17 protein-coding genes and 1 pseudogene are annotated in these 14,336 nt (G+C 70.3%); 7 read left to right on the top strand and 11 right to left on the bottom strand.

All coding sequences use genetic code 11. The features are described 5' to 3' along the window. A partial coding sequence (locus tag VKQ35_RS16160) for a DUF350 domain-containing protein (RefSeq protein ID WP_324363444.1) occupies positions 1-379 on the top strand: 379 nt, incomplete at its 5' end. A gap of 20 nt (positions 380-399) precedes the next feature. Further along, complete coding sequence (locus VKQ35_RS16155) at positions 400-1,227, top strand: serine protease (protein WP_324363442.1); 828 nt, start codon at positions 400-402, stop codon at positions 1,225-1,227. Here VKQ35_RS16155 and VKQ35_RS16150 read toward each other — a convergent pair. Genes VKQ35_RS16150 through VKQ35_RS16140 form a run of 3 tightly spaced genes read right to left on the bottom strand, consistent with a single transcriptional unit; the run spans position 1,224 to position 4,601 of the window. Beyond that, positions 1,224-2,564: an AmpG family muropeptide MFS transporter gene (locus tag VKQ35_RS16150; RefSeq protein ID WP_324363440.1), complete on the bottom strand. Its 1,341-nt coding sequence runs from the start codon at positions 2,562-2,564 to the stop codon at positions 1,224-1,226. The two genes, VKQ35_RS16155 and VKQ35_RS16150, sit on opposite strands and share 4 nt — an antisense overlap. A 36-nt stretch (positions 2,565-2,600) precedes the next feature. Beyond that, the gene (locus VKQ35_RS16145; protein WP_324363438.1) at positions 2,601-4,163 is read right to left on the bottom strand and encodes a response regulator; all 1,563 of its coding nucleotides are present in this window, start codon (positions 4,161-4,163) and stop codon (positions 2,601-2,603) included. Positions 4,164-4,187: 24 nt separating this feature from the next. After that, entirely contained in the window at positions 4,188-4,601 is a 414-nt protein-coding gene (locus VKQ35_RS16140; protein ID WP_324363436.1) for a helix-turn-helix domain-containing protein, read from the bottom strand. 97 nt (positions 4,602-4,698) lie between these two features. Between VKQ35_RS16140 and VKQ35_RS22075 the strand changes: the two are divergent. The 4 genes and pseudogenes from VKQ35_RS22075 to VKQ35_RS16120 all read left to right on the top strand — a co-directional run. Then, positions 4,699-4,845: pseudogene (locus VKQ35_RS22075) on the top strand (LuxR C-terminal-related transcriptional regulator); the annotation flags it as partial. Positions 4,846-5,026: 181 nt separating this feature from the next. Then, positions 5,027-5,365, top strand: coding sequence for a hypothetical protein (locus VKQ35_RS16130; protein ID WP_324363433.1), 339 nt, complete (start codon positions 5,027-5,029; stop codon positions 5,363-5,365). Positions 5,366-5,559: 194 nt separating this feature from the next. Beyond that, positions 5,560-5,937: a hypothetical protein gene (locus tag VKQ35_RS16125; protein ID WP_324363431.1), complete on the top strand. Its 378-nt coding sequence runs from the start codon at positions 5,560-5,562 to the stop codon at positions 5,935-5,937. Between the two features lie 68 nt (positions 5,938-6,005). Then, positions 6,006-6,485 (top strand): hypothetical protein, encoded by a 480-nt coding sequence (locus tag VKQ35_RS16120; protein ID WP_324363430.1) that lies wholly within the window; start codon positions 6,006-6,008, stop codon positions 6,483-6,485. Here VKQ35_RS16120 and VKQ35_RS16115 read toward each other — a convergent pair. Then, positions 6,425-7,975 (bottom strand): YifB family Mg chelatase-like AAA ATPase, encoded by a 1,551-nt coding sequence (locus VKQ35_RS16115; RefSeq protein ID WP_324363428.1) that lies wholly within the window; start codon positions 7,973-7,975, stop codon positions 6,425-6,427. The two genes, VKQ35_RS16120 and VKQ35_RS16115, sit on opposite strands and share 61 nt — an antisense overlap. Positions 7,976-8,137: 162 nt before the next feature. Beyond that, complete coding sequence (gene gshB, locus VKQ35_RS16110; protein WP_324363426.1) at positions 8,138-9,085, bottom strand: glutathione synthase; 948 nt, start codon at positions 9,083-9,085, stop codon at positions 8,138-8,140. Between the two features lie 89 nt (positions 9,086-9,174). Here gshB and VKQ35_RS16105 point away from each other — a divergent pair, with 89 nt between their 5' ends. Further along, positions 9,175-9,513, top strand: coding sequence for a VOC family protein (locus VKQ35_RS16105; protein ID WP_324363424.1), 339 nt, complete (start codon positions 9,175-9,177; stop codon positions 9,511-9,513). A 320-nt stretch (positions 9,514-9,833) separates the two neighbouring features. Here VKQ35_RS16105 and VKQ35_RS16100 read toward each other — a convergent pair whose 3' ends face one another. The 6 genes from VKQ35_RS16100 to rdgB are packed head-to-tail and all read right to left on the bottom strand — an operon-like array spanning position 9,834 to position 14,278. After that, on the bottom strand, positions 9,834-10,406 hold the full coding sequence (locus VKQ35_RS16100; RefSeq protein ID WP_324363422.1) for a hypothetical protein: 573 nt from the start codon (positions 10,404-10,406) through the stop codon (positions 9,834-9,836). An 11-nt stretch (positions 10,407-10,417) separates the two neighbouring features. Then, complete coding sequence (locus tag VKQ35_RS16095) at positions 10,418-11,233, bottom strand: SirB1 family protein (protein ID WP_324363420.1); 816 nt, start codon at positions 11,231-11,233, stop codon at positions 10,418-10,420. 23 nt (positions 11,234-11,256) lie between these two features. Next, the gene (locus VKQ35_RS16090; RefSeq protein WP_324363418.1) at positions 11,257-11,631 is read right to left on the bottom strand and encodes a YraN family protein; all 375 of its coding nucleotides are present in this window, start codon (positions 11,629-11,631) and stop codon (positions 11,257-11,259) included. After that, positions 11,628-12,500 (bottom strand): 16S rRNA (cytidine(1402)-2'-O)-methyltransferase, encoded by an 873-nt coding sequence (rsmI, locus tag VKQ35_RS16085; protein ID WP_324363416.1) that lies wholly within the window; start codon positions 12,498-12,500, stop codon positions 11,628-11,630. Before rsmI ends, VKQ35_RS16090 begins: the two co-directional genes overlap by 4 nt. 39 nt (positions 12,501-12,539) lie before the next feature. After that, positions 12,540-13,682, bottom strand: coding sequence for a radical SAM family heme chaperone HemW (gene hemW / locus VKQ35_RS16080; protein ID WP_324363414.1), 1,143 nt, complete (start codon positions 13,680-13,682; stop codon positions 12,540-12,542). Next, the gene (rdgB, locus tag VKQ35_RS16075; protein WP_324363412.1) at positions 13,679-14,278 is read right to left on the bottom strand and encodes an RdgB/HAM1 family non-canonical purine NTP pyrophosphatase; all 600 of its coding nucleotides are present in this window, start codon (positions 14,276-14,278) and stop codon (positions 13,679-13,681) included. Before rdgB ends, hemW begins: the two co-directional genes overlap by 4 nt. Positions 14,279-14,336: the final 58 nt, after the last annotated feature.

Below are 14,336 nucleotides of genomic sequence, written 5' to 3'. Positions count from 1 at the left end.
CCCGGTCACCCTGCTGCACGCCGGCGTGACGGTGGTGATCCTGTTCGCCGCCGCGGCGCTCTACGTCATGCTGACCCCGCACAAGGAGATCACCCTGATCCGCGACGGCAACACCGCCGCGGCCGTGTCCCTGGGCGGGGTGCTGGTGGGGCTCGCCATACCGCTGGCGGTGTCGCTGAAGGCCTCGACGGGGCTGGTGGACCTGGCGCTGTGGGGCGTGGCGATCACGCTGGTGCAGCTTTTGATCTTCCGGGTGGTGGACCTGATCCTGCACGGCCTGCCCAAACGCATCCAGGACGACGAGATGGCCGCGGCCTCCATGCTGGTGGGCGCCAAGCTCGCCACCGCGCTGATCCTCGCCGCCGCTGTCTCCGGCTGACCGGAGCGGACGCTTAAAGAATGCATTTCCCGAGGCTGCCCGACTGGCTGATCTACGCCGTGGTGGTGGTGGCCCTGCTGTTGGCCGCGGTCGGCCGGCAGGAACGCGCCGACGCGCCGCCGGCCCCGCCGCCGACCCCAGAAGCCGAGGGCGCGGCCTTGGGTCCAGCCTCGCCCTTCGATCCTTCGGTCGTGGTCGAAGTGTCAAACAAGACCGAGGCGGGCGCCGGCACCGCCTTTTCGATCTCGCCGGGCGGCGTCTGGGTGACCGCCCGCCACGTGGTCGAAGGCTGCGCCCAGGCCGCCATCGTCGTCGCGCCGGGCCGAGGCGTCGCCGCGAGCGTGCGCATCGACCCCGGCGCCGAGACGGCGATCCTGACCACCGACGGCGGCGCGCCGGCCCTGCCGCTGGGCCTTGGCCAACGGCTGCGGCGGGGCGAGCGGGCCTTCCACATGGGCTTCCCGCAGGGGCGGCCGGGCGAGGCGAGCTCGCGCCTCTTGGGCCGCGAGAACCTGGTGGTGCAGGGGCGCGGCGCGCGCACCGAACCGGTGCTGGTCTGGGCGGAGACCGGCCGCACCGATGGGCTGAAGGGCACGCTGGGCGGGCTTTCCGGCGCCCCGGCGCTGGACGACCGGGGCCGCGTGGTCGGCGTCACCATCGCCGAGGCGCCCCGGCGCGGACGCATCTACACCACCTCGCCGGAGACCACGGCGCGGGCGCTGAAGGCCGCCGGCCAGCGGTTCCCCGACGCGGCCGGCCAGCCGATCGGCGCCGACAACTATGGCCGCATGGCCGATGACCTGCGGCGCAATCTGCGCGTCGCCCAGGTGGTCTGCCTGACGGCCTAGGCCGAGGGCGCCGCCAGCCGGCTGCGATGCGCCAGCAACAGAACCAGCAGGATCGGCGGGATCGCGGTCAGACCCGTCCCGATCCAGGCGGTGGCGTAGGCCCCCATCAGGCCCTGGGTGTGCGACAGCCCGTCGACCACCTGGCCGGAGAAGCCCTTCAGGAACTTGCCGAGGAACGCGTAGGTCGAGGACAGCAGGGCGTATTGGGTCGCGGTGTAGCCCAGGCCCGTCAGGCTCGACATGTAGGCGATCAGCGCCACGCCGGCGAAGGACTGGGCGAACTGGTCGAGCGCCATGACGCCGGTGAAAACACCGATGTCGTGGTTGATCGTGAGCAGGGCGAAGGAGGCGGTGCCGAGACCCTGCAGGACCGAGCCGGTAATGAGCGTCCGGAACAGGCCGAACCGCACGGCGAACAGGCCAGAGGCGACGGTGCCGATGAAGGCGCCGGGCAAGCCGGTGGCGCCGCGGACCACCGCCACGACATCCTTGGAGAGCCCGAGGTCGTGGTAGAAGGGGTTGTACATCGGCCCCATCAGGAAGTCGGGCAGGCGGTAGGCGGCGATGGCCAGCAGCATCAGCAGGCCCAGCGCCTTGTGTGCGGCGAAGAACTGGACGAACGGCCCGATCACCGCATCGAAGAAGCCGCGCGGGGTCCACAGCGGCGCCTGCGCCTGCATCACGGCCTCGGCCCGGGCGGGTTCGAAGGCGAACAGGCTGGCGGCGACGCCGATTCCCATCAGCACCGCCATGGCGACGTAGGAGGCCGGCCATCCGAAGTGCTGGGCGCCGGCGATGATCGCGGCGTCGGCGATCAGGATCGCGATCCGGTAGCCGATGTTGGCCGCTGCGGAGAGCAGGCCCATTTCGTCAGGTCCGTCCGACGCCTCGATCCGCCAGGCGTCGATGACGATGTCCTGGGTGGCTGAGGCGAAGGCGACCATCACCGCGAAGCCGACGATGGTCGTCAGCCCCGCCTTGGGGCCCGTCAGCGCCATGGCGACCAGGCCGGCGGCGATGACCAGCTGGGCGAGCAGCATCCAGCCCCGCCGGCGTCCGAACCGCCCGAGCAGGGGGACATCCACCCGGTCCACAACCGGCGACCAAAACGGCTTGAGCACATAGGCGAGCCCCGCCCAGGAGGCGAAGCCGATGACCTTGAGGCTGATCCCCTCGTCACGCAGCCAGTAGCCGAGGGTGTTCTGGGTGAGCAGGAAGGGGAGGCCGGACGCGAAACCCAGGGCCAGCATCACCGCGACCTTGGGCTGCCGCAGTTCGCGCAGCACATCCATCGCTGTGCGTTTCGGGCGCGGTGCGGTGGCAGTGTCCGTGCTCATCAAAGGCTCCGGCGATTCGCCGGCGCCCGCCCGGCTCTAGCCGACCTTGGAGCGCCTCGCGGCTTCCGTCCAGCCGGGCCCGGTCCAGCGGGTGAGCATGGCCCGCAGCGCGTCCGGCGACATCGGCTTGACCAGGAAATCGTTCATGCCGGCGGTCAGGCAGGCGTGGCGGTCGTCCTCGAAGGCGTTGGCGGTCAGCGCCACGATCGGGGTCTCGACGCCGAGAGCCCGCAGCGCCCGAGCCGTCTCGACGCCGGTCAGGCCCGGCATCCGCATGTCCATCAGGATCAGGTCATAGGCGCCGACCTTGACCGCGGCGATAGCCTCCTCGCCGCTGACGGCGTGGTCGATGGCGCAGCCCTCGCGGGTGAGCAGCGCACGCGCCAGCAGGGCGTTGATCGGATTGTCCTCCACCAGCAGCACCCGTTTGCCGGGCGCAGCCGCGGTGGCGATGCGTTCGTCTTCGGCGGCGCCTGGCGCCTGTTCGGCTCCCGCAGCCACCAGCACCCGCTCGGCGAGGGAGGCGCGGCGCAGCGGCTTGATCAGATAGCCCGCGAAGCCCGAGCGGCGGTAACGGCCGATCAAGGCGCGCTCTTCGGGGGCCAGCATGATGATGGCGCGGCGCTCCGGCGGGCGGCGCAGCAGGCGCGAGCCGGTCGCCAGCGCATGGTCGACCAGCAGCACGTCGCCGAACTGCGTGCGGGCGATCAGGTCGTCGAGGTCGGCGGCAAGCACCGCTGCGCCGCCGCAGGCGGCGATCTGCTGGGCCGCGGCGTCGCGCACGATGGGATTGGCCGAGACCAGGCCGATCTTGCGGCCGGCGAGGCTGGCGCCGGGCGCCGCGGCCGGGGCGCTGGCGCGGAAGGCGGCCTCGAACCAGAACCGTGCGCCGCAGTCCTTGCGGTCCTCGACGCCGACGTCGCCGTCCATGGCCAGCGCCAGGCGCCGTGCGATGGCCAGGCCCAGGCCCGCGCCGCCCAGGTGGGCGTGGCTCGGGTCGGCCTGGGCGAAGGCCTCGAAGATGCGTTCCTGCTGCGCCGCGCAGACGCCGGGGCCGGTGTCGTCGACGGTGAAGCGCAGCCGGCCGGTCTCGGTGCGGGCGACGCTGACCAAGACGCCGCCGGCTTCCGTGAACTTGACGGCGTTGCCGGCGAAATTGAGCAGGATCTGGCGCAGGCGGCCCTCGTCGGCGCGGATCGCGCCAAGGTCGGCCGGCGCCGCCCAGGCGATCTCGACGCCCTTTTCGCGGGCCCTGGGCGACAGCAGCTCGCAGACGCCGCGCAACAGCGCCTCGACCTCCACCTCGCCCAGATGCAGGTCGACCTTGCCCGCGCCCAGCTTGGCGAAATCCAGCACGTCGTTGACCAGCGTCAGCAGGTGTTCGCCGGAATCGCGGATGGCGGCGGCGTAGGCGCGTTGCTCGGCGGTGAGCCTGGTGCCCTCCAGCAGCCGCGACATGCCGAGCACGCCGTTCAGCGGCGTGCGGAACTCGTGGCTGAGCGAGGCCAGCTGCTCGGCGCTGATCTGCGCCCGGCGCGGCCGGCGCTGGGCCAGAGGACGCGCGGGTCGCTTGGACAGGCTCGGAGGAGTTCTGCGCATCCGGTTCCGATAACCGGGAACGCCTTAAAGATCGGTCAAGCGCCGCTGTAGGTCCCCGTCCGGCGCGGTCATTTCCTTGGCGAGTGCAAGTAGGGCGGCGCGGACTTTCGGATCGGAAATGGCGTTGAAGGCCTGCAGCACCTCAAGCGCGCCCGGTCGCGCCAGCGCGCGGAACACGTCCTCGTCGTCGTCGCGGCCGGAAACCTCCTCGCCCACCAGCCAGGAAATGGAGGTGCCCAGCACCTGGGCGGCGGTGAGCAGGGTCGAGGCCGCCACCCGATTCGCCCCCCGCTCGTATTTCTGCACCTGCTGGAAGGAGACCCCCAAGCGCTCCGCCAAGTCGGTCTGCGAGAGCCCCAGTTGCCGTCGCCGCGTGCGCATCCGGGCCCCGATCATCAGTTCGAGGGTGGTGGTGCGACTGGGGTCGGCGGTGTCCATCGCGGCGGGCTCCTATGCGACACAGTGTAGCCGATTAACCTTCAACCTACGCGTTAAAGTAGACGCGGGGCCCAAGTCATCGTTAACTGGCGTCGCTATGGCCGCACGAGACATCATCGCCGAAGATCCGGTGGGGCTGCTCACGCCGCGCGAACGCGAATGCCTGCGGCTGGTCGATCAGCACCTGTCTTCGAAGCAGATCGCCCGCGAACTCGGCATGTCGAAAACTTCCGTCGACACCTACTGCGACCGGGCGCGCCGCAAGCTGGGCGTCGAGGATCGCTACGCCGCGGCGCGGATCGCGCGCCAGCTCGACGGCGACGGGGCCGTTAACCATGTCCTGATCGGATCAGGACAGGACGCGATCAGGACAGACGAAGCCATTAACCTCTGGCCGGATGAGCCGGCAACAGAGGGGGTGGCCCATGGGCGACTGGCAGAACTTCGACAACCGGGCGGTGATTGGCAAGGCGCTTCGGCTGCGCCGGGAGATCGACGACTTCGAGGCGCGCTGGCCGACGCCGGCGGCGCGGGAAGAGGCGCTTCCGACCTTCACCTGGGCGCAGCTGGAACGGCAGCTTATCGATCTGGCGGCGACGCCGGCGCAGGCGAACATGGCCAGGCACCTGGTGTCCGGTACGCGCAAGCTGGCGCCGTTCAAGCCCTCGGAAATGGTCCTGCGGGAAATCCTCTGCATGACCTGGGTGCTGCTGGACGAGAACTTCAAAACCGAGCCGGAGGCTGGCTCGGCCGAAATGATCTGAGCGCGCCCGCCCGACTGGCGGCGATTGTGGCGATCGCGGTCTTCACCGCCCTGGCTTTCGGGGGGATGCTGGCCGGCCTCCACGCGCTCTCGGATCTCGGGCGAACTTTTTTCCGGGCCTAAACCGGACCGAAACCATACCCCTGTAATTCATTTGAGCGAGCGCCATAGACCGGCGCGCGCAGGAGAGACCTCATGCTCAAGCAACGCCGGATGATCGCCGAACAAGTCGCGGCCGCCCTGTTCGAAGCCGAGACCGCTATCGACAACGCCTTGACCAAGACCGCCGCTCTGACCGGCGCCATGCCGGCTATGCGCAAGGGCGTCGGCGCCTCGGCGCTGATCGGCCAGGACGCGCTGGAACGCGCCAGCCAGGCCATCATGGCTCTGGCCGACGCCCGGCGCGCCATCGTCGAGACCCACAAAGAGCTTTCGCTCGTCCAGACCCAGATCGGCCTGGGCGCGGTGACGATGACCGACCCCGGCAGCGGCAACAAGCCGCCGCCGATGTTCGCTCAGGACGAGCAGCCGCAAATCGGCCGTCGTTCGCTCCGCGCCGTCCAAGCGGCCTAATATCCCATTCCGCCCGCGAGGGCGGTCTGTCAGATTGGACCCTCGGCACATGCCGGGGGTCTTTTCGTTTGCTGTCGCTCAACTACGCCCTACCGCCCTGGGTTGGACTGGCGATCACCGTGATCGTCTGCGGCGGCGCGTTCTGGAAGGGCGGGCGCGAGGAGCAGCTCGCGGCCGGCGGCCTGATGATGAGCACCCTGGTGACGGTGTTCCTGTCCGACCGGCGGTGGGTCGGTCTGCAGTGGAGCGCCTTCGCCGCCGATACCTGCCTGCTCTTGCTGCTGACCTGGATCGCTCTTCGCACTGAGCGCTACTGGCCCCTGCCGGCCGCCGCCTTCCAGCTTTTGTGCGTCGCTATCCATGTCGCGCGGCTTGTCGATCCGGGCGTCAGGGCCTGGGCCTACGCAACGGGACAGGTGATCCTGAGCCAGTGGGTGTTCTTCGCCGTGGGCGTCGGCACGATCAACACCTGGCGGGCCAGCCGCCGTCAGTTCGCCGCCAGCACCGCGCCGCCGCCTACCGCCGACCCCGGCGCGACCCGCCGGTAGATCAGCGCCTCGGCCACATGCACCCGGCGCACCGCATCGGAGCCTTCCAGGTCGGCGATGGTGCGGGCCAGGCGAACCGTCCGTGTCCAGCCCCGAGCGGTGAGGCCGCCGGCCTCCGCGGCGCGGGTGAGCAGCGCCTTGGCCGGGGCGTCGAGGGCCGCGATGGTCTCCAGCCAGTCGCCGTCCGCGCGCGAATTCAGCAGCGCTGCGCCCTCGCCCCCATCGGCGGCGCGCGCCGCCTGGGCGCCGCGGGCCTGCGCCACGCGGGCGGCGGCTTCGGCGGTTCCCTCGGCGGGCGCCGGCAGCGCCAGATCGGCGGCGGTGACCGGCGGCACCTCCACCTGCAGGTCGATGCGGTCCATCAGGGGCCCAGAGATGCGGCCCATGTAGTCGCTCTGGCAGCGGGGCGCGCGGCCGCAGGCGCCGCGCCCCGGCCCGCCCAGGCCGCAGCGGCATGGATTCATCGCGGCCACCAATTGGACCCGAGCCGGATATTTGACGTGGGCGTTGGCGCGGGCGACGACCACCTCGCCGGTCTCCAGCGGTTGGCGCAGGGAATCGAGCGCCTGGGCGCTGAACTCCGGCAGTTCGTCGAGGAACAGCACGCCGTTGTGCGCCAGGCTGACCTCGCCGGGCTTGGCCTTCAGGCCCCCGCCGGTGAGCGCCGCCATGCTGGCCGAATGGTGGGGCGCGCGGAACGGCCGGGCGCGGGTGAGTTCGCCCTTGGCGATCAGGCCGGCCACCGAATGGACCATCGAGGTCTCGAGCAGCTCCTCCGGCGTCAGCGGCGGCAGCAGGCCCGGCAGGCGCGCCGCCATCATCGACTTGCCCGATCCCGGCGGGCCGACGAAGGCCAGGTTGTGGCCGCCGGCCGCGGCGATCTCCAGCGCCCGCTTGGCGTTCTCCTGGCCCTTCACCTCCCGCAGGTCCGGGGCGCGTTCGGGATCGCGCATCACGCCAACGCTCGGCGGCGAAAGCACCTGGGTTCCGCGGAAGTGATTGACCAGCGCGATCAGCGAGGGCGCCGCCAGGATGCGGGTGTCGCCCGCCCAGGCGGCCTCCGGCCCGCAGGCCTCCGGGCAGATCAGCCCCAGCCCCATGGCCCCGGCCGCCACGGCGGCGGGCAGCGCGCCGGCCACCGGAGTGATCCGGCCGTCCAGCGACAGCTCGCCCATAGCCGCCCAGTCGTCGAGCGCGTCCGGCGGGATCACGTTCATCCCGGCCATGATCGCCAGCGCGATGGGGAGGTCGTAGTGGCTGCCCTCCTTCGGGAGGTCGGCGGGCGCCAGGTTGACGATGATCCGGCGGCTCGGCAGCGACAGGCCCAGCCCCGAAAAGGCCGCGCGGACCCGCTCGCGGCTTTCGGAGATCGCCTTGTCGCCCATGCCGACCAGGTAGAAGCGGACCTCGCCGCCGGTGAACTGGGCCTCGACCTCGACGCGCCGCGCCTCGACGCCCTGAAACGCCACCGTCACGACCCGCGCCGCCATCGCAGCTCCCCAGCCCAGGACCCGGCCCCAAGACCTAGTGGTCCGACATCAGTTATCCACAAGATCGCAGCACAGCGCCGCGCTCAGATCAAGAACAAAAATAGAACTTATGGGGAAGATGAGACGATTCCGTGACTTGCCGCGGCGTCTTCGGAAAACAGCCTAAGCCGTGGCGCGAAGCGCTTCAATCCGTTTCCAGAGCAATTCGGTGGCGTCGATTCCACTGAAGGTCTTCAGCGCCACGGCCCCGGTCGGCGAGGTCACATTGATCTCGGTCAGGTAGTCGCCGATCACGTCGATGCCGACGAACAGCAGGCCGCGCCGGCGCAGCTCCGGCCCGATCGCGGCGCAGATCTCGCGGTCGCGGGCGGTCAGCTCCACCGGTTGCGGCGTGCCGCCGACCGCCATGTTGGAGCGGATCTGGCCCTTCTGCGGCACCCGGTTGATGGCGCCGGCCGGCTCGCCGTCGACCAGCAGGATGCGCTTGTCGCCCTTGGTCACGGCGGGGAGGAACTTCTGCACGATCACCGGCTCGCGGACGATCTCGGCGTGCAGCTCCAAGAGGGTCCCGAGGTTGGGGTCGTCCTTCAGGTGGCGGGTGACGCCCGAGCCGCCCTTGCCGTTCAGGGGCTTCAGGACGATGTCGCCGTGCCGCGCCCGGAAGTCGGCGATGGCCAGAGGGTCGGAGGTGATCAGCGTCGGCGGCTGCAGGCCCGGGAACTCGGTGACGAACAGTTTTTCCGGCGCGTTCCTGACCTCGACAGGGTCGTTCACCACCAGGGTCTTGGGATGGACCACCTGCAGGAAGAAGGTGGTGTCGATGTAGTGCATGTCGAAGGGCGGATCCTGGCGCAGCAGGATGACGTCGAACTCGGTGAGCTCCGTCTGGCGGGCCTCGGCGGCCGCGTGGTGGTCGCCGACGACCCGCTGCACGGTCACGTCGCGGCCGCGGGCGAAGACCCGGCCGTCTTCCATGGCCAGCGTGTCGGGCGTGTAGACGAACAGGCTGTGGCCGCGGTTCTGGGCGGTCTCCATCATCAGGAAGGTCGTGTCGCCCCCGATGTTGATCCCCTCTATGGGATCCATCTGCACCGCGACCTTCAGAGACATGCGTCCGCTCCCGCCAGCCAAGGTCTAGGCACATAGGCCGCGCGCGGGTTCGACGCTAGGTTCGCGCGCGGAAAGCAGGGAGCCAAGGCATGATCAACGGAGCCCACGTCATCGTCTATTCGAAGGACGCCGCCGCCGACCGGGCGTTCTTCCGCGATGTGCTGAAGTTCCCATACGTCGACGTCCACGACGGCTGGCTGATCTTCGCCCTGCCGGCGTCGGAGGCCGCGGTGCATCCGGCGGACGAGAACGGGGTCCACGAACTCTATCTGATGACCGATGACCTGGACGCCGAGATGGCGGCGCTGAGTGCGGCGGGCGTCGCCTGTGAGGCGGCGAGCCAGCAGGGCTGGGGACGGACGACGCGGCTAACGCTGCCGGGCGGCGGGAGCCTGGCGCTCTATCAGCCCCGGCACGAGCGGCCGTAGGGACGACCGGCGTCCCCCGCCCGTTTAGACGCCCTGAACGGACTGCGCCTTAAGTCCATGGCGGCCAGTTTTGCTTGGGTCTCCCGGCAACTCAAGGACGCGCCGAAGGCGCGCCGCGTAGCGGGCGGCCAGGGGCCGCTCCTTGACTTGCCGGGAGACCCAAGCTCGCGATCAACCATGGAGTTCAGGGTTATCCAGCATCCTGAAGGATGCCGGGCTTTCGCCAGCTTTCGCCAGCTTTCGCCAGCCTTCGCCAGCTTTCGCCAGCCTTCGCCAGCTTTCGCCAGCTTTCGCCAGCTTTCGCCAGCTTTCGCCAGCTTTCACCGCGACGGCTCGGACTTCACCTCTACAAGGTCACTATAGAATCTCTTATCGGCGGCGCTGCCGATCTTCGCTGTGCGCTTCGCGAGAGACATGATGTTCGGACTGATTCCGGCTTCCTCACAGAAAATGTAGAAGGCCATCCGTTTGTGTGCTCCGACCAAGTCCCTCTCGAATTTTGGCCGATACGTTCGAATATCCTCATCTCCGCTGCAGCTAGCTGGCGACTCCCATTCCATTCCTTCGGTTTCAAACCGCCCCTCTGCTAGCACTTTCATGTATTCTTTTTGGTCGCTCTTGTCTCCGATACGAGCGGCAACCAAGGCCCAATTCTTTAGAGGAAGATCATATCCTTCTCTAACGCAATCCCAGTAGTAACCCCGCAATTTTCTGGCGCTGGCTAAGTCGCCATGCTCGGTCAAATGGCTGGCTTTCTCGACGTCGAGCGCGCAAACGGGATTTATTGAGACAGCTTGCTGGGAGACACGTTGATCGACCTTGGCGCGACATGCGCACAGCGAAGCTAAGAAAAGACAAGCTACAGCCTTCACGAGTATGTCGGGCTTCGCCATGCGGTCCGCCATCAGTTCAGCTGCAGCCGCACCCGCTCGCGCGCCGCCCGGGCCGCGAGCGCCGCGCCGCCGTCGAGCTCCGTCGCCCTCGCCAGCGCCTCCAGCGAGCCCGCGAGCGCGCCCTGGCCCTCGCGGGCCGCGGCGACGTCGAGCCAGGGGCGGTGGTCGCTGGGGTCGAGCAGCGCGCGGCGCAGCGCGGCGCGCTCGGCGCGGGCGTAGTCGCGGACCTGGCTGGCGCGGGCGAAGACGTTGTTCTGCAGCCGCAGCAGCACGGCGCGGTCGCTGACCGGCGCCATCAGCCGGTCGAGCCGGTCGGCGACATTGGGCGTCAGGCCCGCATGCAGGGCGCGCCTGGTCAGCTCCGAGGGCAGCACCACGCGGCCTTCCGAGAACGGGTCCAGCGCGAGCGGGCCTTCCTCGGTCTCGATGCGCAGCAGGAAGTGGCCGGGGAAGTCGACGCCCTGGACCGTCAGGGCGCACTTGCGTGCGGCGTGCAGGTAGAAGACGCCCAGCGCCACCGGCAGGCCCTTGCGCCGCTCGGTCACCGCAATGATGTCGGCGTTGTCGGGGTCCTCATAGGTGAAGAGGTCGCCGGCCAGGCGCAGGTCGCCGGCCATGGTCTCGGCGATGGCCTCTTCCGCGCTTTCCTGTTTCAGGCGCTGGGCCAGCCGCTCGACCCCGGTGGCGCCCAGGTCGCGGGTGGGCTGCGGGTCGCGGCTGGGGTCCTCGTGGATCGCGCACGCGATCGCCGCTTCCAGCAGCGGGAAGTCCCCATCGGCGCAGCCGCCGGCGGCCAGCAATATGGATTCAGCCTCCTCGCGGCCCATGGCGTCGGCTGTCGCCCCCTCGGTCAGTCGCCCTTCCAGGCGTCGGGAATATGCCTAGGAAGCTTGCCGGGCGCGAGGGCTATGAGGTCGAGGCGAACCGCCGCACCTTTCAGCGCCGGGCGGCTGGCGGCCAGCGCGGCGCCGGCCCGGCGCAGCCGATCGCGCTGATCGAAGGTGACGGTCTCAAGCGCGATCAGCAGGCTGGCGCGCCGCTTGACCTCCACGACGGCGAGGGTGTGGCCGCGCAAGGCCAGGAGGTCGATCTCGGCTTGCCGGGTCTTCAGGCGGAAGCCCAGGATCCGGTAGCCTTTCATCATCAGCCAGAGCGCGGCGAGGATTTCCGCGCGGCGGCCGGACAGGCGCGCCGCCGCGCCGCGCGCGGAGCGGATCTGGGTCACTTGCCCGCCCGCAGCTGCATGGCCCGCTGATAGACCTCGCGCCGCGAGAGGCCGAGCGCCTTGGCGACCTCGGCGGCGGCGTCGGCCGGGCGCAGGCGTTGCAGGGCGTCGGCGAGTGCGGTGTCGACGTCGCCCGCCGTGGCCTCGGTCTCGCGGCCCGGCCCGACCAGGATGACGATCTCGCCCTTGGGGGCGTCGAGCCTGGGGTCGGCGGCGAGGTCGGTGAGCGGCCCGCGGTAGAAGGTCTCGTAGAGCTTGGTGAGTTCGCGGCACACCACCGCCTCGCGCCCGCCGCCCAGGACGGCGGCCATGTCGGCGAGGCTGGCAGCCAGTCGCGAGCCGCCCTCGAAGAACACCAGGGTGGCGCGGACCGGCGCCAACTCCTCCAGGAAGGTGCGCCGCGCCGCGCTCTTCGGCGGCGGGAACCCTGCGAACAGGAAGCGGTCGGTGGGAAGGCCGGCGGCGGAGAGGCCCGCCAGCAGGGCCGAGGCGCCAGGGATCGGATACACCGGATAGCCTTCGGCGGCGGCCTCGCGGACCAGCTTGTAGCCGGGGTCGGAGACCAGCGGCGTGCCGGCGTCGGAGACGAGCGCGACGGTCTTGCCGTCGGCCAGCGCGGCCATGGCCTTGGGCCGCGTGCGTTCGGCGCCGTGCTCATCGTAGCGTTCCAGCTTGGCCGAGAGGCCGTAGGCCTGCAACAGCTTGGCCGCCACGCGGGTGTCCTCGGCCAGCACGAGATCGGCGGCGGCGAGCACGTCGAGGGCGCGCAGCGTGATGTCGCGCAGATTGCCGATCGGGGTGGCGATCACATAGAGCCCGGGCGTCAGCGGCGCCTCGTCGAGTTTCGGCGGTGGGATGCCCTTGGCCATGGGCGAGGGTTCGCGTGTCAGGCGGCGATTGGCAAGCGGCTAGGTCGCCAGCTCCACGGTCAGGCGGTCGAGCACCAGGCGTCCGGCGGGCGTGGCGCGCAGGCGCTGCGGGTCGTCGGCGAGCAGGCCGAGCGCTGTCAGGTCGGCGATCCGGCTGGGCGCAATCCCCAGCGCGGCGACATCGGCGAACGGGACGCCCTCGGCGATCCGCAGGCCGCTCAACAGGCGTTCCTGCGCGGCTTCGCGGGCGTCGAGCGGCTCGCGCTCTGGGAAGCCCAGGCCGGTCTGGGCGACGCCGACGATGTAGTCGGCGGGTCTGGCGGCGGCGTGGGTCGCCTGGCGCACGCCGTCCTGCGTGATCCGGCCATGCGCGCCCGGGCCCGCGCCGACGTAGTCATGACCCTGCCAGTAGATCAGGTTGTGGCGCGAGCGGGCGGCGGCGCCCCGGGCATGGTTGGAGACCTCGTAGGCGTCGAAGCCGGCGGCCTCGAGCACCTGTTGGGTCGTGTCGAAGAGCGCCGCGCCGGTGTCGCCGTCCGGCGGGACGAACTGCCCACGGCGCACCGCGCGGTCGAAGGCGGTGCCGGCCTCGATGGTCAGCTGGTAGGGCGAGAGGTGCTCGGCGCCGAGATCGATGGCGGCCTTCAGTTCCTGCGCCCAGGCGGTCGGCGTCTGGCCGGGCCGGGCGTAGATCATGTCGATGGAAAGCCTGGGGAAGGCGCGCGCGGCGGCCCGCGCCGCCCGGACCGCCGTGGCGGCGTCGTGGTTGCGGCCCAGGAACCTGAGCGCCGCGTCGTCCAGCGATTGCAGGCCCAGCGACAGGCGGTTCACGCCGGCGTCGGCGAAGGCGGCGAACCGCTGCGCCTCGGCGTCGGTGGGGTTGGCTTCCAGGGTGACTTCCAGATCGGCGGCGGGCGTCCAGAGCCTGCGGGCGGCGGCGATCATCTCCCACGCCCAGTCCGGATCCATCAGTGAAGGCGTGCCGCCCCCCAGGAAGATCGAGGCGAGCTCCCGCGGGCCGGTCAGCGCCGCCTGCGCCTCAAGGTCGGCGACGATGGCGCGGGCCAGCGCGGCGGGTTCCTCGCCCTTCCTGTCCTTGAAGACGTTGAAGTCGCAGTAGGGGCAAATCCGCGCGCAGTAGGGCCAGTGGATGTAGACGCCCAGCTTAGGTCGGCTCGTCACAAGAGCGCGGCCTTCAGCTTGGCGAAGGCGCGCGCCCGGTGGCTCATGGCGTCCTTGGCGCCCGGGTCCATCTCGCCGAAGGTCTGGTCGTGGCCATCGGGCACGAAGATCGGATCGTAGCCGAAGCCCCGGTCGCCGCGCGGCGGGAAGGCCAGCACGCCGTCCACGCGACCCTCGACCACTACCGCCGGTCCGCCCGGCCAGGCGACGGCGAGCGCCGAGGTGAACCAGGCCGAAAAGTCGCGGGCGGCCGCCTCTTCCAGACGTTCCTCGACCTTCTTCATGGCCATGGTGAAGTCCTTCTCCGGGCCGGCCCAACGCGCCGAATAGATGCCGGGCGAGCCATCCAGGGCGGCGACCGACAGGCCGGAGTCGTCGGCGAGCGCCACCAGCCCACTGGCCTCGGCCGCCGCGCGAGCCTTGAGCAGCGCGTTGCCGACGAAGGTGGTCTCGGTCTCGTCCGGCTCGGCTAGGCCAAGGTCGCCGGCGCTGACCAGCACGAAGCGGTTCTCGAGGATTTCGGCCAGTTCGCGGGCCTTGCCGGGGTTGTGGGTGGCCACCACCAGGCGGGTTCCGGGCTCCAGCTCCAGCGCCATCGATTCACCGCTCCTTTACGCCGGTGGGACCATAGACCCGGCCCGCTCTGTTGCATTG

Origin of the sequence: Phenylobacterium sp., from assembly GCF_035309685.1 — a bacterium.
Lineage (GTDB): Bacteria > Pseudomonadota > Alphaproteobacteria > Caulobacterales > Caulobacteraceae > Phenylobacterium.
This window is presented reverse-complemented; position numbering and strand designations above follow the sequence as displayed.

Bases quoted from the DNA above. Each gene is read 5' to 3' on its own strand.
- VKQ35_RS16155 (WP_324363442.1), top strand. From the start codon at position 400: ATGCATTTCCCGAGGCTGCCCGACTGGCTGATCTACGCCGTGGTGGTG.
- VKQ35_RS16150 (WP_324363440.1), bottom strand. From the start codon at position 2,564: ATGAGCACGGACACTGCCACCGCACCGCGCCCGAAACGCACAGCGATG.
- VKQ35_RS16145 (WP_324363438.1), bottom strand. From the start codon at position 4,163: ATGCGCAGAACTCCTCCGAGCCTGTCCAAGCGACCCGCGCGTCCTCTG.
- VKQ35_RS16140 (WP_324363436.1), bottom strand. From the start codon at position 4,601: ATGGACACCGCCGACCCCAGTCGCACCACCACCCTCGAACTGATGATC.
- VKQ35_RS16130 (WP_324363433.1), top strand. From the start codon at position 5,027: ATGGGCGACTGGCAGAACTTCGACAACCGGGCGGTGATTGGCAAGGCG.
- VKQ35_RS16125 (WP_324363431.1), top strand. From the start codon at position 5,560: ATGCTCAAGCAACGCCGGATGATCGCCGAACAAGTCGCGGCCGCCCTG.
- VKQ35_RS16115 (WP_324363428.1), bottom strand. From the start codon at position 7,975: ATGGCGGCGCGGGTCGTGACGGTGGCGTTTCAGGGCGTCGAGGCGCGG.
- gshB (WP_324363426.1), bottom strand. From the start codon at position 9,085: ATGTCTCTGAAGGTCGCGGTGCAGATGGATCCCATAGAGGGGATCAAC.
- VKQ35_RS16105 (WP_324363424.1), top strand. From the start codon at position 9,175: ATGATCAACGGAGCCCACGTCATCGTCTATTCGAAGGACGCCGCCGCC.
- VKQ35_RS16100 (WP_324363422.1), bottom strand. From the start codon at position 10,406: ATGGCGAAGCCCGACATACTCGTGAAGGCTGTAGCTTGTCTTTTCTTA.
- VKQ35_RS16095 (WP_324363420.1), bottom strand. From the start codon at position 11,233: ATGGGCCGCGAGGAGGCTGAATCCATATTGCTGGCCGCCGGCGGCTGC.
- rsmI (WP_324363416.1), bottom strand. From the start codon at position 12,500: ATGGCCAAGGGCATCCCACCGCCGAAACTCGACGAGGCGCCGCTGACG.
- rdgB (WP_324363412.1), bottom strand. From the start codon at position 14,278: ATGGCGCTGGAGCTGGAGCCCGGAACCCGCCTGGTGGTGGCCACCCAC.